25 protein-coding genes are annotated in these 24,844 nt (G+C 30.4%); 23 read left to right on the top strand and 2 right to left on the bottom strand.

Annotation, left to right across the window (positions count from 1 at the left end; translation table 11 throughout):
* The first annotated feature begins 2 nt into the window (after positions 1 to 2).
* The 21 genes from ACIJYE_RS01255 (at position 3) to ACIJYE_RS01355 (ending at position 22,191) form a co-directional block, all read left to right on the top strand.
* Positions 3 to 188, top strand: a complete 186-nt coding sequence (locus tag ACIJYE_RS01255; RefSeq protein ID WP_435090640.1) for a DUF2065 domain-containing protein — start codon at positions 3 to 5, stop codon at positions 186 to 188.
* 1 nt (position 189) lies between these two features.
* Complete coding sequence (locus ACIJYE_RS01260) at positions 190 to 1,599, top strand: Do family serine endopeptidase (protein WP_435090642.1); 1,410 nt, start codon at positions 190 to 192, stop codon at positions 1,597 to 1,599.
* Positions 1,600 to 1,601: 2 nt separating this feature from the next.
* Entirely contained in the window at positions 1,602 to 2,510 is a 909-nt protein-coding gene (miaA, locus tag ACIJYE_RS01265; protein ID WP_435090644.1) for a tRNA (adenosine(37)-N6)-dimethylallyltransferase MiaA, read from the top strand.
* Between the two features lie 52 nt (positions 2,511 to 2,562).
* Complete coding sequence (locus tag ACIJYE_RS01270) at positions 2,563 to 4,323, top strand: acetolactate synthase 3 large subunit (RefSeq protein ID WP_435090646.1); 1,761 nt, start codon at positions 2,563 to 2,565, stop codon at positions 4,321 to 4,323.
* Positions 4,323 to 4,871, top strand: coding sequence for an acetolactate synthase small subunit (gene ilvN, locus ACIJYE_RS01275; protein ID WP_435090649.1), 549 nt, complete (start codon positions 4,323 to 4,325; stop codon positions 4,869 to 4,871). The genes ACIJYE_RS01270 and ilvN overlap by 1 nt, the downstream gene beginning before the upstream one ends.
* Positions 4,872 to 4,885: 14 nt before the next feature.
* Entirely contained in the window at positions 4,886 to 5,908 is a 1,023-nt protein-coding gene (gene ilvC / locus ACIJYE_RS01280; RefSeq protein ID WP_435090652.1) for a ketol-acid reductoisomerase, read from the top strand.
* An 83-nt stretch (positions 5,909 to 5,991) separates the two neighbouring features.
* Positions 5,992 to 7,554 carry an ABC transporter substrate-binding protein gene (locus ACIJYE_RS01285; RefSeq protein ID WP_435090654.1) on the top strand — a complete coding sequence of 521 codons (1,563 nt, stop codon included), beginning with the start codon at positions 5,992 to 5,994 and terminating at the stop codon, positions 7,552 to 7,554.
* Positions 7,555 to 7,617: 63 nt separating this feature from the next.
* Positions 7,618 to 8,601 carry an ABC transporter permease gene (locus tag ACIJYE_RS01290; protein WP_435090656.1) on the top strand — a complete coding sequence of 328 codons (984 nt, stop codon included), beginning with the start codon at positions 7,618 to 7,620 and terminating at the stop codon, positions 8,599 to 8,601.
* Positions 8,585 to 9,520 (top strand): ABC transporter permease, encoded by a 936-nt coding sequence (locus ACIJYE_RS01295; RefSeq protein WP_435090658.1) that lies wholly within the window; start codon positions 8,585 to 8,587, stop codon positions 9,518 to 9,520. Before ACIJYE_RS01290 ends, ACIJYE_RS01295 begins: the two co-directional genes overlap by 17 nt.
* The gene (locus ACIJYE_RS01300) at positions 9,517 to 11,199 is read left to right on the top strand and encodes a dipeptide ABC transporter ATP-binding protein (RefSeq protein ID WP_435090660.1); all 1,683 of its coding nucleotides are present in this window, start codon (positions 9,517 to 9,519) and stop codon (positions 11,197 to 11,199) included. The genes ACIJYE_RS01295 and ACIJYE_RS01300 overlap by 4 nt, the downstream gene beginning before the upstream one ends.
* Positions 11,200 to 11,299: 100 nt before the next feature.
* The gene (locus ACIJYE_RS01305) at positions 11,300 to 12,868 is read left to right on the top strand and encodes a 2-isopropylmalate synthase (RefSeq protein WP_435090662.1); all 1,569 of its coding nucleotides are present in this window, start codon (positions 11,300 to 11,302) and stop codon (positions 12,866 to 12,868) included.
* The gene (locus ACIJYE_RS01310) at positions 12,868 to 13,902 is read left to right on the top strand and encodes a rod shape-determining protein (RefSeq protein WP_435090664.1); all 1,035 of its coding nucleotides are present in this window, start codon (positions 12,868 to 12,870) and stop codon (positions 13,900 to 13,902) included. The genes ACIJYE_RS01305 and ACIJYE_RS01310 overlap by 1 nt, the downstream gene beginning before the upstream one ends.
* Before the next feature lie 5 nt (positions 13,903 to 13,907).
* Positions 13,908 to 14,756 (top strand): rod shape-determining protein MreC, encoded by an 849-nt coding sequence (gene mreC / locus ACIJYE_RS01315; RefSeq protein ID WP_435090666.1) that lies wholly within the window; start codon positions 13,908 to 13,910, stop codon positions 14,754 to 14,756.
* Complete coding sequence (mreD, locus tag ACIJYE_RS01320; RefSeq protein ID WP_435090668.1) at positions 14,756 to 15,274, top strand: rod shape-determining protein MreD; 519 nt, start codon at positions 14,756 to 14,758, stop codon at positions 15,272 to 15,274. Before mreC ends, mreD begins: the two co-directional genes overlap by 1 nt.
* Positions 15,267 to 17,171 carry a penicillin-binding protein 2 gene (gene mrdA, locus ACIJYE_RS01325; RefSeq protein ID WP_435090670.1) on the top strand — a complete coding sequence of 635 codons (1,905 nt, stop codon included), beginning with the start codon at positions 15,267 to 15,269 and terminating at the stop codon, positions 17,169 to 17,171. Before mreD ends, mrdA begins: the two co-directional genes overlap by 8 nt.
* A complete protein-coding gene (gene rodA / locus ACIJYE_RS01330; RefSeq protein WP_435090672.1) occupies positions 17,172 to 18,296 on the top strand; it encodes a rod shape-determining protein RodA in 1,125 nt (374 codons plus the stop codon).
* A 68-nt stretch (positions 18,297 to 18,364) separates the two neighbouring features.
* Positions 18,365 to 19,606 carry an NAD(P)/FAD-dependent oxidoreductase gene (locus ACIJYE_RS01335; protein ID WP_435090674.1) on the top strand — a complete coding sequence of 414 codons (1,242 nt, stop codon included), beginning with the start codon at positions 18,365 to 18,367 and terminating at the stop codon, positions 19,604 to 19,606.
* A complete protein-coding gene (locus ACIJYE_RS01340) occupies positions 19,607 to 20,509 on the top strand; it encodes a DMT family transporter (protein ID WP_435090678.1) in 903 nt (300 codons plus the stop codon).
* Positions 20,502 to 21,452 carry a D-2-hydroxyacid dehydrogenase family protein gene (locus ACIJYE_RS01345; protein ID WP_435090680.1) on the top strand — a complete coding sequence of 317 codons (951 nt, stop codon included), beginning with the start codon at positions 20,502 to 20,504 and terminating at the stop codon, positions 21,450 to 21,452. Before ACIJYE_RS01340 ends, ACIJYE_RS01345 begins: the two co-directional genes overlap by 8 nt.
* 3 nt (positions 21,453 to 21,455) lie before the next feature.
* Positions 21,456 to 21,827 carry a peptide-methionine (R)-S-oxide reductase MsrB gene (msrB, locus tag ACIJYE_RS01350; RefSeq protein ID WP_435090682.1) on the top strand — a complete coding sequence of 124 codons (372 nt, stop codon included), beginning with the start codon at positions 21,456 to 21,458 and terminating at the stop codon, positions 21,825 to 21,827.
* Between the two features lie 22 nt (positions 21,828 to 21,849).
* On the top strand, positions 21,850 to 22,191 hold the full coding sequence (locus ACIJYE_RS01355; protein WP_435090684.1) for a hypothetical protein: 342 nt from the start codon (positions 21,850 to 21,852) through the stop codon (positions 22,189 to 22,191).
* Here ACIJYE_RS01355 and grxC read toward each other — a convergent pair.
* Both grxC and ACIJYE_RS01365 read right to left on the bottom strand, forming a co-directional pair.
* Positions 22,183 to 22,437, bottom strand: coding sequence for a glutaredoxin 3 (grxC, locus tag ACIJYE_RS01360; RefSeq protein ID WP_435090686.1), 255 nt, complete (start codon positions 22,435 to 22,437; stop codon positions 22,183 to 22,185). The two genes, ACIJYE_RS01355 and grxC, sit on opposite strands and share 9 nt — an antisense overlap.
* Before the next feature lie 3 nt (positions 22,438 to 22,440).
* Positions 22,441 to 22,737: a TIGR03643 family protein gene (locus ACIJYE_RS01365; protein WP_435090688.1), complete on the bottom strand. Its 297-nt coding sequence runs from the start codon at positions 22,735 to 22,737 to the stop codon at positions 22,441 to 22,443.
* A 239-nt stretch (positions 22,738 to 22,976) separates the two neighbouring features.
* Here ACIJYE_RS01365 and ACIJYE_RS01370 point away from each other — a divergent pair, with 239 nt between their 5' ends.
* Positions 22,977 to 23,471, top strand: a complete 495-nt coding sequence (locus ACIJYE_RS01370) for a LysE family translocator (RefSeq protein WP_435090689.1) — start codon at positions 22,977 to 22,979, stop codon at positions 23,469 to 23,471.
* Between the two features lie 86 nt (positions 23,472 to 23,557).
* Positions 23,558 to 24,799: an amino acid ABC transporter substrate-binding protein gene (locus ACIJYE_RS01375; RefSeq protein WP_435090690.1), complete on the top strand. Its 1,242-nt coding sequence runs from the start codon at positions 23,558 to 23,560 to the stop codon at positions 24,797 to 24,799.
* Positions 24,800 to 24,844: the final 45 nt, after the last annotated feature.

Raw genomic sequence — 24,844 nt, forward strand, 5'->3', positions numbered from 1 at the left:
TTATGAAGGAGCTGATCATAGCTTTTGGTCTTTTTCTTTTTATAGAAGGAATTTTGTACGCCTTATTTCCATCAAAAATGAAAAATATGTTAAAAAAAATGGAACTAATTAAAGACAGTCAATTAAGATCAGGTGGGCTGATTTTTGCAGTTTTAGGTTTTGTAATTATTTATTATATAAAGAGCTAACATGAATAAAATTAAAATTATATTAATCACCCTCGTTTTTACTTTTGGTTTATCAATTCAATCTAATTCAAAAACTGTTCCAGCATCATTTGCAGATCTTGCTGAAAGATTAATGCCATCAGTTGTAAATATTTCAACTACTCAAACAGTTACTACAACCACCAACCCTTTTCCATTTCAATTTCCTCCTGGATCACCTTTTGAGGATATGTTTAAAGAATTTGGAACTCCTCAAGAAAGAAAATCAGCAGCTTTAGGATCAGGATTTATTATTGATGAAAAAGGAATAGTTGTAACCAACAATCATGTTATTCAAGATGCAGAAGATATTGTTGTTAGAGTTAATGGTGATCAAGAATTTAATGCTAAAGTGATAGGTGCTGATCCTTTATCAGATATTGCAGTACTACAATTGGATACAGAAGAAAAATTTACACCAGTTGCTTTTGGAAATTCTGATAAAGCTAGAATTGGTGATTGGGTAATAGCTATAGGAAATCCCTTTGGTCTAGGTGGGACAGTTACATCTGGAATTATTTCGGCAAGAAACAGATCAATTGGTCTATCAAGATATGAGGATTACATTCAAACAGATGCATCAATAAATTCTGGGAACTCAGGTGGACCGTTGTTTGATATGAGCGGTGATGTAATTGGAATTAACACAGCAATTCTTGGAAGAAATGGATCTATTGGAATTGGTTTTTCCATTCCATCAAACAGTGCAAAAATAGTAATAGATCAATTAATTGAATTTGGGGAAACCAAAAGAGGTTGGCTTGGAGTTAGAATTCAAGAAGTATCACAAGAAATTGCAGACATAGAAAAGTTAGATGAACCAAGAGGAGCATTGGTTGCAAGTGTTGCTGAAAATAGTCCGTCAGCAAAAGCTGGAGTGAAAGCTGGTGATATTATCTTAGAATTTAATGGAGTTAAAATTAACCAAATGAAAGAGCTTCCTGCAATTGTTGCTAAAACAAAAGTTGGCTCAACTGTTAAAGTTAAAATTTGGAGAAATAAAAAAGAAATAACAAAGAATGTTTTGTTAGGAAGATTAGAAACTTCTGATGATTTCAAAGTAAGTGAAAAACAATCTGAGACACCTAAAGACTTGATAATAAAAGACTTAAAAATAACAGTAAGAACATTAACCAAAGATGATATTAAAAATAGAAAATTACCCAATCAAACAACAGGATTAATAGTAACTAAAATTGGTAACTCAAGTCCTTTAAGAAATTCAATAAGCGAAAATAGTATTATAGTTGAAGCACAAAAAACAAAAATTAAAACTGCAAGTGATTTAGAAAAAATTGTAAAAAAAGTTTTAAAATCAAATCAAAAAACAATATTATTTGCTATATATAATACTCAAAATCAAAGAAGATACATAGGTGTCAAACTAGATTAATAATGGATTTAAAATCCAAGATTATTTTAATTTCTGGACCCACAGCATCAGGTAAATCTAATTTTGCAATTAAATTAGCAAAAAAAATTAATGGGGAAATTATCAATGCTGATAGTATGCAGATTTATAAAGAACTTAAGATTTTATCAGCCAGACCAGATCCAAAAAATTATCAAAAAATAAAACATCATTTATATGGTTTTCATAGTGTTAAAAAAAATTTTTCAACTGGTGATTGGTTGAAGTTTGCAATAAAGAAAATCAAAGAAGTTAAAAAAAAAGATAAAATACCAATTTTTGTTGGTGGTACGGGACTATATTTTAAAGCATTGTCAGAAGGTTTAGTAAGTATCCCAAATATTCCAATTCGATTTCGAAATGAAATAAGATTAGAGCATGAAAAATTAGGTCAAAAAAAATTTTATCAAAAATTATTAAAGCTAGATATTATTTCAAAAAATAAAATTAATCCAACTGATGCTCAAAGAACAATAAGAGCATATGAAGTAAAAAAATTTACTAAAAAATCTCTTCATGATTGGTTCAAAAATACAAAGTCTTTGTTTAAAGAAGATGATTTTTTTAAAATTTATATTGATTTTCCACGAGAGGAACTAATTGAAAGAATTAGCAAAAGAACAAAGTTAATGATGAAATTGGGTGCAATAAAAGAGGTCAAAAGATTTATTAAATTAAAAATTAAGAAAGATAAGAGCGTCAATAAAGCAATCGGTGTTAGTGAAATTAAAGCATACTTGAATAATGAAAAAGATCTCGAAGAAACTATAGAAAAAATATCAATAAAGACTAGACAATACGCCAAAAGGCAAAGTACATGGGCAAGAGGTAACATGATCAACTGGTTAAAACTTCAGCCGCTCAAGATTAATAAATTTTTAAAAAATATTTAAATAAGTCATTCTAAAACTTGACCAATGAGTACAACTTCAGCTAGATTGCGAAATGCCAAAATTATATACAGGAGCAGAAATTGTTTTTAAGTGTCTTGAGGATCAGAAAGTAGAACATATTTTTGGATATCCTGGTGGAGCAGTTCTGCCAATATACGATGAACTAAAAAATCATTCATCTATTAAACATATTTTAGTTAGACATGAGCAAGGTGCAGGTCATGCAGCAGAAGGTTATGCACGATCATCTGGAAAACCAGGTGTAGTTCTTGTTACTTCTGGCCCAGGTGCTACTAATGTTGTTACAGCTCTGACAGATGCATATATGGACTCAGTTCCTATAGTTTGTATTTCAGGTCAAGTCCCAACTCATTTAATTGGAACAGATGCATTTCAAGAATGTGATACAACCGGAATTACAAGACCATGCACAAAACATAATTGGTTGGTTAAAAATATTAATGACTTACCAAGAATAATGCATGAAGCTTTTGAGGTTGCAACAACTGGTAGACCAGGACCTGTACTAGTTGATATTCCAAAAGATATTCAGTTTGCAAAAGCAAAATATACAAACCCTAAAAAGAAAAAAGAATCAAAAAATAAAAATAGATTTAATCAAAAAGAAATTGACAGTTTAATTGAACTAATGAACAAAGCTTCAAAACCTATTTTTTATACTGGCGGCGGTGTAGTAAATTCAGGACCAAAAGCAAGCGAATTACTTAAAGAGCTAGTTTCTTTGACTGGATTTCCAATTACCACAACTCTTCAAGGGTTAGGTTCTTATCCAGGAGATGATAATCAATTTTTAGGAATGCTTGGTATGCATGGAACTTATGAAGCAAATAATGCAATGCATGATTGTGATTTATTGATAAATATTGGTGCACGATTTGACGACCGAATTACTGGCAAGATAGATGAGTTTTCACCAAAATCAAAAAAAGTTCATATTGATATAGATCCATCATCAATAAATAAAATTATAAAAGTAGATTTACCAATTGTTGGAGACGTGTCAGATGTTATTAAATCTACAATTAAAACTTTAAAAAAGAAAAATTTAAATTTAGAAAAATCTAATAAACAAAAAACTTCAAAATGGTGGCAACAAATTCAAAAATGGAGAACAAAAGGTTCATTAAATTTTATTAATAGTAATAAAATTATTAAACCTCAACATGCTGTTCAAAGATTGTATGAATTAACAAAAAATCAAGATACATTCATAACTACTGAAGTTGGTCAACATCAAATGTGGGCCGCACAACATTATAAATTTAATAAGCCTAACAGATGGATGACTTCAGGTGGATTGGGGACTATGGGATATGGATTACCAGCTGCTGTAGGTGTGCAAGTTGCTCATCCTAAAAAACTTGTTGTTGATATAGCTGGAGAAGCATCAATTCTAATGACAATGCAAGAGATTTCTACAGCTGTACAATACAATCTACCTATTAAAATATTTATTTTAAATAACCAGTACATGGGAATGGTTAGACAGTGGCAAGAGCTACTCCATGAAAAGAACTATTCTGAAAGTTATTCAGAAGCTCTACCAGATTTTGTAAAATTAGCTGAGGCCTATGGTTGTGTAGGTATTAGAGCAGAAAACCCAGAAGAATTAGACGAAAAGATACAGGAAATGATCAATATTGATAGCCCAGTAATATTTGACTGTCATGTAGATCAAGCAGAAAATTGTTTCCCAATGATCCCGTCAGGTAAACCTCATAACCAGATGTTGCTAGGTCCCAAAGATCAGGAAGAAAATAAAATAACAGGAAAAGGGAAAGCATTAGTTTAATGGTAAAATCCAAATCAGCTTACAGTACTCCAAGTAAACTAAGTAAATTAGAAACTCATATAATTGTGGTTTGGGTGGATAATGAGGCAAGTGTTTTATCACGTGTGGTAGGTCTTTTTTCAGGAAGAGGGTACAATATAGAGTCACTTGCTGTTGCAGAAGTTGATCAAAAAAATAACCTTTCAAGAATTACAATTGTGACTACTGGAACTCCAGAAGTAATTGAGCAAATAGTTCTACAATTAAAAAAATTAGTACCAGTTCATAAAGTAGGTAATTTTAAAAGAGATGACAAAAACGTGATATTTAAAGAAATGGCATTGTTTAAAATCGTTGGAAATAAAGCTAAAATTAAAAAAGCTTTAAATGCTTGTAAAAAATTCAATCCAGTTATATTAGATCAATCAAAAAAATCAGCCGTAATACAAATTACAGGATTAAGACGAGAAATAGATAAAATGTCAAAAAATTTAAAAACGCACGGTCTTTTAAGTGTCTCAAGAACTGGAGCGGTAGCTATGACTAGAGGCGCTGAAATATTCAATTAATTAAGGAGAAAAAAATGAAAATGTTTTATGAAAAAGATGCAGATGTAGATTTAATTAAAAGTAAAAAAATTGCAATTTTTGGTTATGGGAGCCAAGGACACGCACATGCTTTAAACTTAAAAGACAGTGGTGTTAAAGAAATAGTTGTTGCTCTTAGAGAAGGATCATCTAGCGCTGCTAAAGCTGAGTCTAAAGGATTAAAAGTTATGAATTTATCAGATGCTGCTGCTTGGGCAGATGTGGTGATGATTTTAACACCTGATGAATTACAAGCTGAAATTTATAAAAACCATATTGAACAAAGAGTAAAAGAGGGAACAAGTATTGCATTCGCACATGGATTAAATGTTCATTACGATTTAATTAAAGCAAGAAAAGATTTAGATGTATTTATGGTTGCTCCTAAAGGACCTGGTCACTTAGTTAGAAGTGAATATGAAAAAGGTGGCGGAGTTCCTTGTTTGTTTGCTGTTCATCAAGACGGTTCAGGTAAAGCTAGAGATCTTGCGTTATCATATGCATCTGCAGTGGGTGGTGGAAGATCTGGAATTATTGAAACTACATTTAAGGATGAAGTTGAAACAGATTTATTTGGAGAACAAACTGTTTTATGTGGTGGCTTAGTTGAGCTGATTAAGAATGGTTATGAAACTTTAACGGAAGCAGGTTATGAGCCTGAGATGGCTTACTTTGAAACCGTTCATGAAGTTAAATTAATTGTAGATTTAATTTATGAAGGTGGAATTGCGAACATGAACTATTCTATCTCTAATACTGCTGAGTATGGTGAATATGTTTCAGGTCCTAGAATAGTTAATAAAGAAGAAACCAAAAAAAGAATGAAAGAAGTTTTGACTGATATCCAATCAGGAAAATTCACAAAAGAGTGGATGGAGGAGTGTAAAAACGGTCAAAAGAACTTCCTTGCAACTAGAGCAAAATTAGCAGAGCACTCAGTAGAAAAAGTTGGTGCAGAACTAAGAGCTATGATGCCTTGGATTGGTAAGAAAAAATTAGTAGATAGTGATAAAAGTTAAATTTTATTAGAAAATTTTACCTATAATATTTAAGTTATTTCACTTATACTTTTTTAAATAAATTTAAAGAAAAGAGGGAAATAATGAAAATTAATAATTTTATTAGAGTTCTACTATCTGTAGTTCTAGTATTTGGATTTTCTTCAGCATGGGCCAAAACTATAAAATGGTCAATGCAAGGAGACAGTTTAACACTAGATCCACACGCACAAAACGAAGGACCAACCACTCAAGTTTCAAGACAGGTTTATGAAGCTTTAGTTGAACGAGCTGTAGATATGAAAATTCAGCCAGCTCTAGCAAAAAGTTGGAAAGCAACTGATCCTAACACATGGGTATTTACATTAAGAGAAGATGTAAAATTTTCAGATGGTTCTGCAATGACATCTAATGATGTTGTATTTAGTGTCTTAAGAGCTAAGCAAAGAACATCTGATTTTAAAGAATATATTAGTACTATTTCTGGAGTTGAAGCTGTTGGTGATTACTCAGTTAAAATAACAACAAGTAAGCCCAATCCAATTCTTTTAAACCAATTATCGAACATTTTTATAATGTCGAAAGCATGGTCTGAAAAGAATTTTGCAATGTCTCCTCAAAACTGGGATGCAGGACAAGAAACTTTCTCTGCAACTAATGCTTTAGGAACAGGACCTTTCAAAATTACATTAAGAGAGCCTAATACAAAAACAGTGTTTAAAAGAAATAAACATTGGTGGGGTGAAATGACTGATAAAAAAGTAACTCAAATTGAATTACTACCTATTAAAAATGCAGCAACAAGAGTTGCGGCTTTGTTATCAGGAGAAATTGATTTGGTTACAGACGCTCCAGTTCAAGATTTAAAACGAATTGGATCTTCATCAGCTCATAAAGTTGAAAGTACTCCTCAAATGCGTACTATTTTCTTAGGAATGGACCAAGCTGCTGATCAGTTAAGAACTGGTAATACAGGTGATAACCCATTTAAGAAAAAAGAGGTAAGACAAGCTCTTTATCAAGCAATTGATATCGAAGCGATCAAGAAAAAAGTTATGAGAGGTTTAAGTGAACCAGCAGGAATTATAACTTTTCCAGGTGTAAATGGTTACACTACAGAGCTTGATAAAAGATTGCCTTATGATGTTGATGCTGCAAAAAAACTATTAGCGGATGCAGGCTATCCAAATGGTTTTGATGTTGAGCTAAGATGTCCAAATGACAGATATGTAAATGATGAAGCAATTTGTACTGCTGTTGTTGGTATGTTTGGTAAAATTGGTGTTAATGTAAATTTATTTGCACAAACTAAAAGTAAACATTTTAAAGAGCTAAAAGATAATCAAGGTGATTTCTATATGCTTGGTTGGGGTGTTCCTACTCTAGATAGTCATTACGTATTTCATTATTTATATGAAAGTGGTGCTAGCTGGAATAAAGTTAACTTTAGTAACTCAGAAGTAGATGCTGCTATAAGAGTTATGGAAGGTGAAGTTGATTTAGACAAAAGGAATGCTGCAATAGCTAATGCTTGGAAAATTGTGAAAGATGATATTTCTTATCTTCCTCTTCACCACCAAGTAATTTCTTGGGCATCTAAAAGTGGAGTTAACGTACCTATCAGACCGAATAACGAACCGTTATTCAGAACTGCTAGCTTTAACTAAAAAAAATTATTACAAGTCCTTTATATTTGCATAGAGGGCTTGTAACTTTAAAATCATCTCAAATTGATAAAATATTTTTTTAAAAGGTTGTTTCAATCAGCTTTGGTAATGCTAGTTGTTGCCTTTGTATCGTTCTCTTTGTTTAATTTTGTTGGCGACCCAATAAACAATATGGTTGGTGAAGAAACTTCAGATGAAGAGAGAGCTGAATTAAGAGAAACACTAGGTTTAATGGATCCAATTCCTGTTCAATTTTCAAAATTTGTTGTAAATGCTACTAAAGGAGAATTTGGAATTTCGTATCAATTAAGAAGACCAGTATCTGATTTAATTGTTGAGAGATTACCTGCAACAATTGAACTTGTAGTGATTTCAGCTTTAATTGCTCTTATAACTGGAACATTATTAGGAGTTTATACAGGTATAAATAGAGAGGGTTTTTTAAGTGACGTTATTCTAGCAGTCTCTTTGCTTGGAGTTTCACTTCCCACATTTGTAATAGGTATATTATTTATTTATTTATTTTCAGTAATTTTAGGAATTTTACCATCCTTTGGTCGAGGTGAGGTAGTAGATTTTGGTTTTTGGAGCACAGGATTTTTAACAATCTCAGGGTTAAAGGCAATTATACTTCCGTCAGTTACACTAAGTCTATTTCAAATGACTTATATAATCAGACTAGTAAGAGCTGAGATGATGGAAATTTTACAAACAGATTACATTAAGTTTGCACGTGCGCGTGGTATCAGTGAAAATAGTATTAAATATAAACACGCATTAAAAAATGGATTGATCCCAGTAATTACTATTGCTGGAATTAATATTGGAACATTAATTGCATTTTCTATTATTACTGAAACAGTTTTTCAATGGCCAGGGATGGGATTTTTATTTATCCAAGCGGTTCAATTTGTTGATATTCCAATTATGTCTGCTTATCTAGTTTTTATTGCTTTTGTTTTTGTGATGATAAATTTTATTGTAGATATTCTATATTATTTTATAGATCCAAGAATTAGAGTTAAAGGAGATGTTTCTAGTGGATAAGAGTATAAGTACTTGGGAAAGAATTAAAGATAGTGATATTTATCATAGCTTCATAAAGTCTCCTACTGCAATTATATCATCAGTAATTTTATTTATAATTTTCTTTTGTTCTTTTTTTGTAGAATTTATTACTCCTTACAATCCATTTGATCCTTCATCTCTATCATTGATGGAAGCTTTTACCCCACCATCTTGGACTGAGGACGGTCTTGCAAAGTTTATTTTAGGAACAGATGGTCAAGGTAGAGATATGTTATCAACAATTCTTTATGGTTCTAGAATTTCTTTAATTGTTGGTTTTTCAGCAATCTTATTTAGTTTGATACTTGGAGTTGGATTAGGGTTAACAGCAGGATATTTTGGTGGCAAATATGAAATGGTAGTAATGAGATTAACAGATGTTCAGCTTACAGTACCAAGTATTTTGATGGCACTTTTAGTTGATGGAATTGCAAGAGGATTAATTACAAGAGAGATGCATGATGAGATGGCAATTTATGTTTTAATATTTGCAATTGGGATTTCCGAGTGGCCTCAATTTGCAAGAGTTTCAAGAGCAGCAACCTTGGTAGAAAAAAATAAAGATTATGTTTCAGCTTCAACTATAATTGGAGTTTCAAATTTAATTATTATGTTTAAGCATATTTTACCAAATATTTTAAGACCAGTATTAGTTATAGGAACAATTGGTCTTGCACTTGCAATCATAGCTGAGTCAACTCTAAGTTTTTTAGGTGTTGGTGTGCCTCCAACAACTCCATCTTTAGGAACACTAATAAGACTAGGAAATGATTTTTTATTTTCTGGTGAGTGGTGGATTACTTTTTTCCCAGCAATATTTTTAGTAATTTTAGCTTTCTCAATAAATCTTTTAGGTGATTGGATGAGAGACACTTTAAACCCAAGGTTAAAAAAATGAGTTTTTTAAAGATAAAAAATTTGAGCGTTGATTATCCAATGAGAAAGGAAACAGTTTATGCAGCTAAAGACATAAATATTGAGGTTAATAAAGGAGAAATACTTGGTTTGGTAGGAGAGTCTGGATCAGGCAAAAGTACGGTTGGGAATGCAATTATTAATTTAATTGATGCACCTGGCAAAGCATCAAGTGGTTCAGTAATTTTAGGTGATCTAAATATTCATGAAGATCCAAAAAATATCGTAAAATATAGAGGTAAAAAAATTGGACTTATATTTCAAGATCCTCAAACTTCTTTAAATCCAATATTAACAATTGGTGAACAATTAATAGAAACGATCCAAACACATCTTGATTTAACAAAAGAAGAAGCAAAAATTAAATCAATTAATCTTTTGAAAGAAGTTGGAATTAAGGACGCGGAAACAAGATTTAATAATTATCCCCATCAGTTCTCAGGAGGCATGAGACAAAGAGTAGTTATTTCACTTGCATTATGTTGTGAACCTGAACTTTTAATTGCAGACGAACCCACTACAGCTTTAGATGTTTCAATTCAATCTCAAATTCTTGATTTAATTAAAAGATTAACAAAAGAAAGAAACCTTGCGGTAATTTTAATTACACATGACATGGGAGTAATTGCTGAGACAGTAGATAGAGTAGCTGTGATGAAAAGTGGAAATTTAGTTGAAATAGGTGAAACAAAAGAAATTTTAACAAAACCAAAAGAAACATATACAAAAAGTTTAATTAGTTCAGTGCCCCCAACTAATAAAAAGATTTCTAGATTTGTTATAATTGATAAGGAAAACAAAACTAACCAAGACAGTAATATTAAAATTTTAAACAGATGGAATAAAAAAGAAATTATTGAACAAGATTTGGTCAAAATTAAAAATCTCAACAAAAGTTTTGATGATAACTTTTTTACAGAAACTTCTAAAAATTCGGTGATGGCTGTTGATAATGTTTCATTTGAAATTAAAGAAGGAGAGTCTTTTGGTTTAGTTGGCGAAAGTGGAAGTGGAAAATCTACAATTGCTAAAATGATCGTAAATTTATTTAAACCATCTTCTGGAGATATTTTCTTTGATAATGTTTGTATTACAAAAATTAAGAACAAATCAGAAATGATGAAATTTAGAAAACAAATTCAAATGATTTTTCAAGATCCATATTCTTCTTTAAACGGAAGATTGAAAGTTAAGGATATAATCTCAGAACCAATTAAACTTCACAATCCCTCGATATCAAGCACTGATTTAAATAATTATATTTATGATTTACTAGAGTCTGTTGAGCTTTCGCAGAAATCTGCAGATCGTTATCCACATGAATTTTCTGGAGGTCAAAGACAGAGAATTTCTATTGCAAGAGCATTAGCTACCCAGCCAAGACTTCTTGTATGTGATGAGCCGACTTCTGCTTTAGATGTGAGTATTCAGGCACAGATTTTAAACTTATTAAAAGACCTTCAGGAACAATTAAATTTAACTATTCTGTTTATCAGTCATGATTTACCAGTTGTAAGGCAAATGTGTGATAGAATTGGAGTATTAAAAGATGGTAAATTATGTGAGGTGGCTAACACTGAAGAACTGTTTTTGAAACCCGAACACGATTACACAAAAAAACTTTTACACTTGATGCCTAAAATTGAGTCTATTTATAATTAGATTTGAACGGCCTGAAATGAGCGGATATTAAGAGTAAATTTAGTTATTATTTTGCATTCTCTCTTATAGATTGTATTATACATCTCAAAATAATTTTGTAATGAGCGATAAAGATAGAGTTATTATATTTGATACTACAATGCGAGATGGTGAACAATCACCAGGTGCATCTATGAGCTTGGAGGAGAAAATCCAAATAGCAAGAGTATTTGATGAATTGGGAATTGATATTATTGAGGCAGGATTTCCGATTGCATCTCCAGGTGATTTTGAGGCAGTTTCTGAAGTAAGTAAAATTTTAAAAAACTCTATTCCAGCTGGTCTTTCTAGACACTCTGTAAAAGATATCGATAGAGCTTATGAAGCTCTAAAACATGCTCCAAGATTTCGAATTCATACTTTTATTTCAACAAGTCCTTTGCATATGAAGCACAAACTTAACATGTCACCCGAAGATGTTTATGAGTCAATCGGAAAACATGTTGCTTATGCAAGAAAATTTACTGATGATGTTGAGTGGTCTTGCGAAGATGGAACAAGAACTGACATGGACTACATGTGTAAAACTGTAGAATTGGCAATTAAAAGTGGAGCTACCACAATAAACATCCCAGATACTGTTGGTTATACAATTCCATCTGAGTTTACTAAAATTGTTTCAACATTAAAAAATAAAGTACCAAACATTGATAAAGCAATTTTATCTACCCATTGTCATAATGATCTAGGATTAGCAGTTGCAAATTCTTTGGCAGGTGTTCAAGCAGGTGCAAGACAAATTGAATGTACAATTAATGGTTTAGGTGAGAGAGCAGGTAACGCTGCTTTGGAGGAAATTGTAATGGCTATCAGAACTAGAAATGATTTAATGCCTTTTTCAACTGGGATTAAAACAGAATTATTAAGCAAAGCATCAAAAGTTGTATCTAATGCAACATTTCCGGTTCAATTTAACAAAGCAATTGTTGGAAAGAATGCGTTTGCACATGAAGCAGGAATTCACCAAGATGGAATGTTAAAAAATAGAGAAACTTATGAAATTATGACTCCTGAAAGTGTAGGTGTTAAAAAAACTTCACTTGTTATGGGAAAACATTCTGGAAGACATGCCTTTAAGGAAAAATTAAATGACTTAGGTTATGCAGATGTTACTGACGATGTAATTCAATCAGCTTTTGGAAAATTTAAAGTTTTAGCAGATAAAAAAAAACATGTTTATGATGATGATATAATGGCTTTAGTTGATGACAGTCTTATTACAGATAATCAAATAAATGCAATTAATCTAAAATCATTAAAAGTATTTGCCGGAACAGGTGAACCTCAAAGAGCGGAAATGACTTTAGATGTTTATGGAGAAATTAAAAAAACATCCGAAACAGGTGATGGACCTGTAGATGCTATTTTTAAATGCATAAAAGTATTATACCCTCATGATGTCAAATTGCAGTTATATCAAGTTCATGCTGTAACAGAGGGAACAGATGCTCAAGCAACTGTTAGTGTTAGAATTGAAGAAAAAGGTAAAACAACCGTTGGTCAAGCAGCAGATACTGATACATTAGTAGCTTCTGCCAATGCTTATTTAAGTGCATTAAATAAAATGATTATTAAACGAGATAAAACAGCTCCAATGGAGCAAGAAAACAAAAAGGTAAGAGGTATATAATGGGATTATTTGACAGTGTTAAAAAGATATGGAGTCAAGATATGGCAATTGATCTTGGAACAGCAAATACTTTAGTTGTTTTAAAGGGCCAAGGTGTAGTTTTAAACGAACCTTCGGTTGTTGCGATTGTTGATCAAGGTGGAAAGAAAAATGTTCTAGCGGTTGGAGATGAGGCAAAAACTATGCTTGGTAGAACGCCTGGAAACATAAGCGCTATAAGACCTTTAAGAGATGGTGTGATTGCTGACTTTATTGTAACAGAAGAAATGATTAAACACTTTATAAAAAAAGTTCATAAAGGAAGCACGTTTGCCAATCCAAGAATTTTAATTTGTGTACCAACGGGGTCAACACCAGTCGAGAGAAAAGCTATTCAAGATAGTGCATTAGCTGCTGGAGCTAGAAGAGTTCAATTAATTGAAGAACCAATTGCTGCAGCGATTGGTGCTGGACTTCCAATTTCAGAGGCAACAGGCTCGATGGTTGTTGATATAGGCGGTGGGACAAGCGAAATTGCTGTTATGTCTTTAGGAGGTTTGGTTTATTCAAAATCTTTAAGAGTTGCTGGTGATGCAATGGATATTGCAATAGTGAATTACATGAGAAAAGAATATAATTTGTTAATAGGGGATACTACTGCCGAAAAAATTAAAAAAGAAATGGGAACAGCCATACCAACAGGATCTAATACTTATCCGGTAAAAGGAAGAGATCTTAGATCAGGAACACCTAAGGAAGTAAATATTACGGAGGAAGATACCTCTGAAGCATTAAATGATATTATGAAAGAAATGGTTAATGCAATTAAAGATGCTTTAGAAAATACTCCACCGGAACTATCTGCTGATTTGGTTGACATGGGATTAACATTAACAGGTGGTGGAGCTTTATTAAAAAATATTGATAAAAGGTTTTCAAAAGAAACAGGTTTACCAGTTCATATAGCAGATGATCCATTATCATGTGTTGCTGTTGGTACGGGCAAAGCTTTGGACCAAGAAGAAACTTTTTCTACCATGTTGTCTGAATATTAAAAAAAATGGCTACAAACAGAGATGATTTTGTTATAGCCTTTAGATCTGCATTTTTAAAAAAAAAAGATAAGCAAAAGTTTTCACTGTTAACCTTATTATTTTTGTCAATAGTTGTAATTATTTTTAGTAATTTAGATTTTAAAATTATCAAGTTTATAAAAATAGGAATTAATGAAGTTGTTTATAGATCTTCATTTTTAATTTCAGTACCCGAAAATAGAATTAAAAAATTCGATACTCAAATAAAAAATCATTTAGAAATTTATGATAATTATAAAATTATTGAAAAAGAGTTGGAAAATTTAAAACAAAAAAAACTATCAAATGAATATCTAAAATTAGAAAATAAAAAATTAAGAAAATTAATTAATGAAAGTATAGAGTCAGATAAGATATTAGCTAAAGTTTTAATTGATAAAAAAAGTCCATTTTTAAGATCAATTGTTTTAAACAAAGGAAGTAAAGATAAAGTCAAAATTGGTATGACCGTAGTAGACCAAGCCTATCTTGTAGGAAAGGTGATTGAGGTAAATTATACTAATTCAAGAGTGTTACTTTTGTCAGATCTAAATAGTAAAATTCCAGTACTTCTAGAGCCTATAGGGCTGCAGGCAGTAGCTTCAGGAACAGGAAAGGATTATGGAAAAATCGAGTACACAAAAAAAGAATACAAAAATAAAGTTAATACAAGTGATATTGTCGTTTATACCTCAGGACTTGGAGGGTTATTTAAACCAGGATTGCCAATAGGAAAAATTGCTAGAGATAAAATTACAAAAATTAATTTTTTTTCTGATTTTAATCAATTAGAATATGTAAATATAATTTCTTATAGCATTCAAGGTGCTAATTAATGTCATCATTAAATAGATTCTCTGTTTTAAACCTATCTTATTCTTACTTTCCAATAGTAATTTTGTTTGTTTCAGTATTCAACGAATTTGATTTTAATTTTTTAAAAATTGAATACTTTTCTTTTAACTTTGTACATATATTAATTTTTTTCTGGACATTAAAAAATCCAAATCACCTTGGTTACGTTTCTATATTTTTAGCAGGAATAATAAATGATGTTATTGTTGGGACACCAGTAGGTATTAGCGGTTTTTGTTATTTATTAATTTGCTTAGTTACAGCATACCTAAGAAATATAACCTTAAGTCCAAATTTTATTAATGATTGGTTATCGTTCTTGTTTACAATTTTATTAATTAATTCAATTCAGATTACAATTTTAGATTTGATTTTTTTAATTGAGATTAATTACATGAGCTATTTAATTAACTCAGGTTTTACTTTTTTATTTTATCCATTATTTTTTGTCATATTCAATTATATAAATAAAAAAATAGTAACTATAATAAATGATTAAAGAAGGTTCAGGTATAAGAAAAGCAGACATCATTAATAGAAGAATGTTTATTATTGGTGCCGCTAAAGTTATAATATTTACAGGAATAATTGCTCGATTATTTTCATTACAAATTAATGAGAATACAAAATATCTTACACTTTCAGATAAAAATAGAATTAGAGAATGGAAGTTGCCTCCAACTAGAGGAAATATTGTTGATTATTTTGGAAATGTAATTGCAGGGAACTTAAAAGTTTATCAACTTCATATAATTCCTGAGCAAGTAGAAAGTTTCAACTATTTACTATCAAGATTAAAAGTTTTATTAAAGTTAAGTGATAAAAAAATTTCTAATATCTTAAAAAATAAGAAACAGTTGAAACCTTGGGAAAGTATTATTGTTTCTGAAAATTTAAGTTGGAGTGAATTTGTAAAAGTAAATAATTATTTATATGATTTAGCAGGGGCCAAACCTGTGATGACTATCTCACGAAATTATCCCTTTAATGATATTTATACTCATGTCTTGGGATATGTTAGTCAACCAAATGAAAATGATATTTTACAAAATAAAATAATCCAGGAAAGATTTGTACCAGGTATGAAAGTGGGAAAAATTGGATTAGAGAAAACTCTAGAAAATTATTTGATAGGTACTAACGATATTCAGAGATATGAAGTTAATGCATATGGAAAAAGAATTAATCAACTTGAATATCAAAAAGGAAAACAAGGTTCTAAAATTCGATTAACAGTAGATACTGAAGTCCAAAAGCTATCTGCGAAATTATTAAAAAATCAAGCTGGATCAATCAGTGTAATGGATATTTATACAGGAGAAATTGTGGCTATGTATTCTTCACCCTCATATAATCCTAATTTATTTTTATTTGGAATTAGTAAAGATGAATGGGCTTTAATTAGAAACAACCCCTTAAAACCACTAATAAACAAAACACTTTCAGGACTTTATTCCCCAGGTTCTACCATAAAACCCATAGTAGCCCTTTCAGCTTTGGAGAATAATATAGTAAATCCAAACTTTAAAATTAGATGCACTGGCAAAACAGAACTTTATGGTCAAACTTTCCACTGCTGGAAAGAAAAAGGTCATGGACTTGTCAGTTTAAATAATGCCATGAAACAGTCTTGTGACACTTATTTTTATGAGATTGCCAGACTACTTGGTGTTGATCGATTAAAAGTTACTGCAAAAAAATTTGGCCTGGGTGAAAAAGTTTTAGGTGATTATTTTGAAAATGAAAAAAAAGGACTTTTCCCTAATACAAGCTGGAAAAAAAATAACCTTGGAAAAGGTTGGGTATTAGGAGAAACTTTAATAACAGGTATTGGGCAAGGATATACTCAAACGACTCCGTTACAACTATGTTTGATGACAGCTCAAATTGCAAATGGTGGATATTCGATAAAGCCAAAAATTATAGTGAATAACAATCCATTAAATTTTGCAGAGGCCAAAAAAGCTATGGAAGAACAAAGTTTAATAAATTCTAATAGTCAGTTATTTAAAGATCAAAGAAATATAAAAATAATTCAAGAAGCTATGTTTAGCTCAACAAATGAAATTATGGGAACTTCATACAGATCAAGAATTGATGACCCCAAATATCAATTTGCTGGAAAAACAGGTACAGCACAAGTAAAAAGAATTAGTAAAAGAGAGCGTGAATTAGATCTTAAAATAGAACAGATACCATATAACGACAGAGATCATGCTTTATATGTAGCTTATGGTCCATATAAAAATCCAAGATATGCTTTAAGTATAATTGTTGAACATGGTGGATCAGGGAGTAAAGCAGCAGCACCAATGGCAAAAAAACTTTTTAAATTAATAATTGATAGAGATGAACTTAGAGAAAAACAACCCAACTTTGAAGAAATTAATATTTAGATGTTTCATCACAACAGACTTAGTTCAGAATTAACCTTTTTTCAAAAAATTAAAAATTTAGATTATATATTGCTATTTAGTATTTTATTACTTTGTGTAATAAGTGTATTTGTCATGTATTCTACTGATGGCGGCCAAGTACTTTATCACACCAAAAGTCACTTTATAAAACTATTAATTTTTTTTCCTTTAATGCTAGTCATTTCATTATTTAATATAAAATTTTGGCATATTACCTCTTATTTTTTTTATTTTGTTATTATCTTACTTTTAATTTGGGTTTCCATTTATGGATTAAAAGCATCAGGATCACAAAGATGGATAAATCTTTATCTAATAGTTCTTCAACCTTCTGAGCTAATGAAAATTGGTGTTATTTTATGTCTTGCTAAATTTTATCACAGATTAAAAATTGACGATGTGAATTCCTTTTTGAGCATTACTATTGCATTAACAATGATTGTAGTTCCTATTATTTTAGTTTTAGCTCAACCTGATTTAGGAACTTCAATTTTAATAGCTTCAAGTGGATTAATTATTTTATGGTTAGGAGGTGTTAAAATAAAATATTTTTTAATATCATTTGTAACTTTTTTAATTTCGCTACCATTCATTATTTCTTTTTTGAAACCATATCAAAAACTAAGAATTCTTACCTTTTTAGATCCTGATAGAGATCCTTTAGGAGCAGGCTATCAAATTATCCAATCTAAAATTGCTATTGGTTCAGGTGGATTAAGTGGTAAAGGGTTTTTAAAAGGAACACAAAGTTATTTAGAGTTTTTACCTGAAAAACATACTGATTTTATTTTTACTTTATTTTCAGAAGAATTTGGTTTTTTTGGCTCAGTTTTACTTTTGCTTATTTATATTATTATAATAATTAGAATTATTAGAATTGGAGCAATATCAAGAAGTAATTTTGCTAAGCTTTTTTGTTTTGGATTTGCGTTTGCAATTTTCATTTATATTGTAGTCAACTTGTCGATGGTGTTGGGCTTGCTACCTATAGTTGGATCTCCATTACCTATCATGTCTTATGGTGGCTCATCAATGCTAGCAACTATGATTGGTTTTGGAATTGTATTAAGTGCTAAAATTAATCATAAGCAAACAATTTCCTAACAGGTTTATAATATTCAAAAGTATAATTTGTCACTACAAAAAAAAATTTTAACTAGTATAAGAGCTCAATGAGTCAAAACATTAAAGTTGGAATTGTAGGTGCTGGAATACAAGGTATTTCTAATGCGTTGTTTCTTCAAAAAAAGGGTTTTAAAGTAACTATCTTTGATAGAGATAATCCTGGTACTACGGCTGCATCATATGGAAATGCTGGTCATTTTTCACCATATGCCTCTGTACCTCTTAATAGACCAGATGTGTTAGCAGATGTACCGGCTATGCTTTTAAATTCATCTGGACCACTTGCCTTAAAGTGGAATTATGTTCCTAAAATGATTCCATGGTTTATTAAATTTATTATGAACTCTTCAAGCAAGAATATGATGCATACTGCAAAAAATATGCATCAAATTTTAGATTTAGCATTGCCAGCTTATGATGAGCTGTTTGATGAAATTGAATTAGAAGGATTAGTTGAAAATAAAGGAATTCTTTATATCTGGAATGACCAGGATTTAAAAAGTAGAGAACTAGAAATTAATATTAGGAATGAATTAGGTGTAGAGCAACAATTAGTAAATAAATCTGAAATTCATGATTTAGAACCTCATATAAAACCATTTTATCATGCTGGGGTTTTTTATCCTTATGCAAGACACGCTAGAAATCCAAAAAAAATTCTTTTAAAACTTTTTGATTTATTTTTGAAAAAAGGTGGAAAATTTAACAAAGTAAATATTAAAGATATTGATTTTGATGAAGAACAACCAATTTTTAAAACTGAAACACAAAGTTATATATTTGACAAAGCTGTAATTGCTTGTGGTGCATTTTCTAAAAGATTAACTGATAATTTAGATGAAAAAATACCTTTAGATACAGAAAGAGGCTATCACGTTCATTTTAAAGGTTGTGATCACTTATTAAAAAGACCAGTAATATTTTCAAATCGAGGATTTGGTATTACACCAATGGAACAAGGTTTAAGAGTTGTTGGTACAGTTGAATTTGGTGGATTAGATAACCCTCTATCTAAATCAAGAGTAAAAAATTTAATTAACAATGCAAAATACATGCTAGGAGATCTGCCCGAACATGAGGATGAGTGGTTAGGTTTTAGACCATCATTGCCTGATTTTTTACCTGTTATGGGACCATCAAAAAATCATAAAAATGTTTTCTATTGTTTTGGTCATCACCATTTAGGATGGACTTTAGGACCAATATCTGGAAAGATAATTTCAGGAATGATTGCTGAAGAAAACACAAACCTAAATTTGAAACCCTATAGCTCATTAAGATTTAGTTAAGTGAAAGAAAAATCAAATTTTCTTGCATATATTTTTTTGTTATTAACAGTCACTTTTTGGGCTGGAAATTTTATAGTAGGAAAATTTGCAAGTCTTTATGAAGTACCTCCTTTTTCACTAAATTTCTATCGTTGGTTTTTTGCATGGTTAATTTTAGCACCATTTACCATTCCTGAAATTTTTAAAAAAAAAGAATACATATTACGAAATTATAAATTGTTTATAATTTTAGGTGTCACAAGTATTACAATTTTTAACTCTATTGTTTATTATTCATTAAATTTTACTCAGGTTATAAGTGGAGTATTAATGATATCTACCATTCCAGTAATGATTATGTTTTTTTCATTTATTTTAAAAATTGAAAAGACAAATATATTTCAAATAATAGGAGTAATACTCTCATTTTTGGGTGTAATCATAATAATTACCAAAGCTAATTTTGAAATTCTAAAAAATTTAGATTTTAATAAGGGTGACATTACAATGGTTGTTGCTATGTTTTCTTGGGCCTTGTACTCAACTTTATTAAAAAGACAAAAATATGAGTTATCTCAATTAAGTTTATTGCAAGTTGTGATGACATTTGGATTAATATTTTTAATTCCAATTTATTTCATAGAGTATCAAATTGGTTTTAGAATTAACCTAGATAAACCATTCATTTTAATTTTATCATATGTTGTTTTGCTACCTGGTTTAGCATCATTTATTTTGTGGATTAAAGGTATATCTATGATAGGGGCAAATCGATCTGGTGTATTTTTGCATTTGATGCCTATATTCAGTGCCATAATGGCTATGATTTTTTTTAATGAAAAATTTATGTTTTATCATATCTTAGGAGCTTGTTTCATTGTTACAGGAATTTTATTATCAAATAGGAAAGTTCAAAATGCTTAAAGTTGCAATATTAGATGACTATCAAGATGTTTCACAAGAATTTGTGGATTTAAAGAAATTATCAGGGAAATATGAGTTTAAAATTTTTAGTGAACCCTTTTTAGATGAAGCTGATGCTATTGAACAATTAGCTGATTTTGAAGCATTACTAATTATGCGTGAAAGAACGCCTATTACTAAAAATTTAATCGATAATCTAAACGATCTTAAATATATCATCACAAGTGGTTCAAGAAATAAAGCAATTGATTTAGAAGCAGCAAAAAAAAGAAAAATTATTGTTTGTGGTACTGAGATTAACTTTAATCCTACTTGTGAATTAACTTGGGCTTTGATTTTAGGATTGTCAAAAAATCTTAAAACTGAAATTGATAATATGTATCAAGGTTATTGGCAAACAACAGTAGGCTTTGAACTTAAAGGAAAAATCTTAGGATTAATTGGACTTGGAAGAGTAGGCTCACAAGTAGCTAAAATCGCAAAAGCTTTTGGTATGCAAGTAATGGCTTGGAGTGAAAATTTAGATTTAGATAAATGTAAAGAATTAGAAGTTCTTCCATGTAACAAAGAAGATTTAATTAAAACATCAGACTATATCTCAATTCATGTACAAGGAGGAGAGAGATATAAAGACTGTATTACCATTAAAGAGTTTGACCAAATGAAAAAAACAGCTTTTTTAATTAATACTTCTCGAGGACCAATTATAAATGAAGATGATTTAATTATTGCTTTATCAACCAATGTAATTTTAGGAGCTGGTATTGATGTTTATGAAAAAGAACCTTTACCTGAAGGAAATAAACTAAGATTTTTACCAAATGCGTTGTTAACACCTCACATTGGTTATGTTACTGCAGAAAATTATAGTATTTTTTATACACAAATGATTGAAGATCTTGAGGCTTGCATTGATGGTAAACCTTTAAGAGTTATAGAATAAATAATGACAAAAAAAATTAATTCTAACTTAACTGAAGAACAGCAATCAGTTTTGTTTGAAGAAGGAACTGAGTTAGCGGGAACAAGTGAATTAAATCACGAAAAAAGAGAAGGCAGTTTTCATTGTGCTAACTGTGGAGAAAAATTATTTGATTCTAATACAAAGTATGAAAGTGGATCTGGTTGGCCTTCATTTTATCAATCATTACCTGATGTGTTTGAAACTAAAACTGATCATCATTTAGGTTATGCTAGAACTGAATACCACTGTAAAAAATGTGGTGGGCATCATGGCCATATCTTTGAAGATGGTCCCGAACCAACTGGAAAAAGATACTGTAATAACGGTGTTTGCTTAGTTTTTAAAAAAAAATGAAGTAGCAAAAATTTAATTAACAATGATAATTAAATATATTAGTTTTTTAACAGGAATTATTTGGTCTTATTCAATAATAAAATCACAATCAGTGTTTAGTAAAAAGGCTGGAATAATATTTAAAATATTTATTACAAAAATTTCTTGGTTTAGTTTAATTGCAGCTTGTTACTTTGGTTATAAAAATTTTACAATTAAATCTACAGTTATTGGTATTATAATTGGTGTTTTGATAGTGAATATTAGTTTTTATTTATTAAAAAAATATATCAATCAAAGATTTAATGAAAAACAAATAACAACTTTTAAAAGTTTTTTTGAATATACTTTAATTTTTTTAGTTATTTATTTCGTCTTATTTTAAAAGGTCTTGAAGCTTATTTTCTTTTTCTAAAGCCCGTGCTTCATCATAACCACCAATATGTTGATCATCAAAAAAAATTTGTGGAATAGTTCTTTTACCATTAGCTTTTGAAATCATTTCTTCCATAGCACCTTCAACTGTCGCAATACTTATTTCTTTATATTCAACGTTGTTTCTAGTTAATAATTTTTTAGCTGCTTCACAGTAATTACAAAGTGGCCCTGTATAGATTGTTACATTTTTCATAGTTTATAAATAATCATTCTTTTTTATTTTACTAGTAATTTCTTTTCTAGAATATTCAAATTTTTTTCTATGTTTTATACTTTTTTGATTTACTCTTTTTCTCCATAATCTGAATGAGGTAGGTTTTACAGATCTTCGCATAATCTTAATAACTTCAGATTCTGTCTTACCAGTCTTTTTTTCTATTTCCTCAAAAGTGATCCGATCTGCCCAGGCGGCCCAAATGATCCAATCTGGGTCATCCACATTTGGCTCTGGATTTTTAACTCTAGTTATGGGGGTGTGACCTTTTTTTTTCATAAATCCTTTATATTTGAAAAAAATGATTAATGCATTTTTTTTAGAGCATGATATTATGCAAACTGATAGTCCATCTTAGCCATCTTTAGCTCCCGGTTTTTTTGGACTATCTTCCTTAAAATGTACCCCTTAAATTATTTCTTATTTTTACAAATAATATTGTTTTTATTTATAACCCCAGGAACACCTAGAATTGTCATCATTTCATATTCTATGAATTATGGAATTCAAAAATGTATATGGACAGCTTTAGGAGATATTACCGCAAACTTTATTCAGGCAACGCTAGTAATTTTTGTAATAGGATCTTTTTTTCGGATAATCCAAATTTTTTAAATGTTTTTAAATGGGTTGGAGTAATTTATATTTTATATCTTGCGTATGATCTTTATAAATCAAAACCAAAAGACGTAAGCTCAGATAATATTTTGTCAAAAAGTTTGTTTTCTTTTTTTAGAGATGGTTTTTTAGTAGCAGGCACAAGTCCAAAAGCATGGATGTTCTTTCCATTAATATTTCCACAATTTATTGACTTTAATGGAAATTATATTGTTCAATTTTTTATTTTAATCACAACCTATGTTGTTTTAGATTTTTTATCTTTAATGGCTTACGCTGTGCTTGCTAGAAAATTAATTGTTTGGATAAAAGCTAATCCTAAAGTTATAAATACAATTTCAGCGTGCGTTTTAGTTATTATTGCAATGATTATTGTATTTATGCAAAAGTATTAAGTCGCAACCTGTTATTACCAGCTTGTTTGTTGTCTAATTAAAGGTTTTAATTAGTTTTTAAATTTAAAATAAATAAAGGAAGTAAAATGAAAATCAGAAATATAATTATTACATTGGTTTCTGCAATTGCACTTTTAATTTCAGCTTCAACAGTATCTTTCGCGAAGGTTGTTGGAGATAAAATTGTTTTAGGTGCAGCTGTTTCATTAACTGGAAAATATTCATCAAATGGTGTTCATACTCAAAACGGTTACAATTTGGCTGTTGAGAGAATTAATAGCATGGGTGGTGTTAAAGTTGGTGGAAAAAATTACAAGTTTGAAATCATTTATTACGATGATGAGTCAAACTCTGGTAGAGCAGCTCAACTTGCAGAAAGATTAATCAAACAAGATGGTGTTCAGTTTATGCTTGGTCCATACAGCTCAGGTTTAACTAAAGCTATGGCCCCTGTAACTGAAAAATATGGAATACCAATGGTAGAAGCTAACGGTGCATCAAGATCGTTATTTACTAAAGGTTATAAATATTTATTTGCAGTGCTTGCACCAGCAAACTTATATCTTGATGTAGCAATTGACCTTGCAGTTGAAAAAAATGGTGGTAAACCAGTCAAGATTGCAATGGCATTTGAACAAGATGCTTTCTCACAAGACGTGAGATTAGGTATCGTGGATGCTGCAAAAAGAACAAAGTCAAAAATCATTATTGATGATAAATTACCAAAAGAGCTAAATGATATGGCTGCTACTTTATCTAAAGTAAAAGCAGTTAAACCTGATGTTCTTGTGGTCTCAGGTCACACTAAAGGTGCTTTAACAGCGGTTAGACAAATTTCAGAAATGAAAGTTGATGTACCAATGTTGGCAATGACTCACTGTGATGCTGCTAAATTATCTAAACAACATGGTAAAGCTTCTGAGTATGCACTTTGTGCTTCTCAATGGCATAAATCTCTATCATACAAAGATAAGTTCTTTGGTGGTGGTATGAAATATGCTGGAGACTTTAATGCTAAGTTTGGATACGAGCCTCCTTACCAAGCTGCCGAATCTTCAGCCGCTTTATTAGTTTTCAAAGATGCGTTCGAAAGAGCAAATTCTTTTGATACTAAAAAAGTAAGAGATGCTTTAGCTGCAACTGATATGCAAACTTTTTATGGAAACATAAAATTTGCTGAAGGTGGTCAAAACGTATCTAAGCCAATGGTGCTTTTCCAAGTATCATGTAACGATGATGGAAGTAAATGTGAAAACAAAGTTGTTGCTCCTACAAAATGGGCATCTGCTGAGTTGGTACACCCAATTCCATCTTGGTCTAAAAGATAATATCTAATATACAAAATGCTCCCTAGTAATAGGGGGCATTTTTTA

The organism is Candidatus Pelagibacter bacterium nBUS_30, from assembly GCF_051201245.1.
In the GTDB taxonomy this organism is placed as follows: Bacteria; Pseudomonadota; Alphaproteobacteria; order Pelagibacterales; family Pelagibacteraceae; genus Pelagibacter.

Bases quoted from the DNA above. Each gene is read 5' to 3' on its own strand.
- ACIJYE_RS01375 (WP_435090690.1), top strand. From the start codon at position 23,558: ATGAAAATCAGAAATATAATTATTACATTGGTTTCTGCAATTGCACTT.
- ACIJYE_RS01260 (WP_435090642.1), top strand. From the start codon at position 190: ATGAATAAAATTAAAATTATATTAATCACCCTCGTTTTTACTTTTGGT.
- grxC (WP_435090686.1), bottom strand. From the start codon at position 22,437: ATGAAAAATGTAACAATCTATACAGGGCCACTTTGTAATTACTGTGAA.
- miaA (WP_435090644.1), top strand. From the start codon at position 1,602: ATGGATTTAAAATCCAAGATTATTTTAATTTCTGGACCCACAGCATCA.
- mrdA (WP_435090670.1), top strand. From the start codon at position 15,267: ATGATTAAAGAAGGTTCAGGTATAAGAAAAGCAGACATCATTAATAGA.
- ilvC (WP_435090652.1), top strand. From the start codon at position 4,886: ATGAAAATGTTTTATGAAAAAGATGCAGATGTAGATTTAATTAAAAGT.
- ACIJYE_RS01300 (WP_435090660.1), top strand. From the start codon at position 9,517: ATGAGTTTTTTAAAGATAAAAAATTTGAGCGTTGATTATCCAATGAGA.
- ACIJYE_RS01255 (WP_435090640.1), top strand. From the start codon at position 3: ATGAAGGAGCTGATCATAGCTTTTGGTCTTTTTCTTTTTATAGAAGGA.
- mreC (WP_435090666.1), top strand. From the start codon at position 13,908: ATGGCTACAAACAGAGATGATTTTGTTATAGCCTTTAGATCTGCATTT.
- ilvN (WP_435090649.1), top strand. From the start codon at position 4,323: ATGGTAAAATCCAAATCAGCTTACAGTACTCCAAGTAAACTAAGTAAA.
- ACIJYE_RS01365 (WP_435090688.1), bottom strand. From the start codon at position 22,737: ATGAAAAAAAAAGGTCACACCCCCATAACTAGAGTTAAAAATCCAGAG.
- ACIJYE_RS01335 (WP_435090674.1), top strand. From the start codon at position 18,365: ATGAGTCAAAACATTAAAGTTGGAATTGTAGGTGCTGGAATACAAGGT.
- msrB (WP_435090682.1), top strand. From the start codon at position 21,456: ATGACAAAAAAAATTAATTCTAACTTAACTGAAGAACAGCAATCAGTT.
- ACIJYE_RS01355 (WP_435090684.1), top strand. From the start codon at position 21,850: ATGATAATTAAATATATTAGTTTTTTAACAGGAATTATTTGGTCTTAT.
- ACIJYE_RS01270 (WP_435090646.1), top strand. From the start codon at position 2,563: ATGCCAAAATTATATACAGGAGCAGAAATTGTTTTTAAGTGTCTTGAG.
- ACIJYE_RS01295 (WP_435090658.1), top strand. From the start codon at position 8,585: ATGTTTCTAGTGGATAAGAGTATAAGTACTTGGGAAAGAATTAAAGAT.
- ACIJYE_RS01345 (WP_435090680.1), top strand. From the start codon at position 20,502: ATGCTTAAAGTTGCAATATTAGATGACTATCAAGATGTTTCACAAGAA.
- ACIJYE_RS01310 (WP_435090664.1), top strand. From the start codon at position 12,868: ATGGGATTATTTGACAGTGTTAAAAAGATATGGAGTCAAGATATGGCA.
- ACIJYE_RS01305 (WP_435090662.1), top strand. From the start codon at position 11,300: ATGAGCGATAAAGATAGAGTTATTATATTTGATACTACAATGCGAGAT.
- ACIJYE_RS01370 (WP_435090689.1), top strand. From the start codon at position 22,977: ATGGACAGCTTTAGGAGATATTACCGCAAACTTTATTCAGGCAACGCT.
- rodA (WP_435090672.1), top strand. From the start codon at position 17,172: ATGTTTCATCACAACAGACTTAGTTCAGAATTAACCTTTTTTCAAAAA.
- ACIJYE_RS01285 (WP_435090654.1), top strand. From the start codon at position 5,992: ATGAAAATTAATAATTTTATTAGAGTTCTACTATCTGTAGTTCTAGTA.
- mreD (WP_435090668.1), top strand. From the start codon at position 14,756: ATGTCATCATTAAATAGATTCTCTGTTTTAAACCTATCTTATTCTTAC.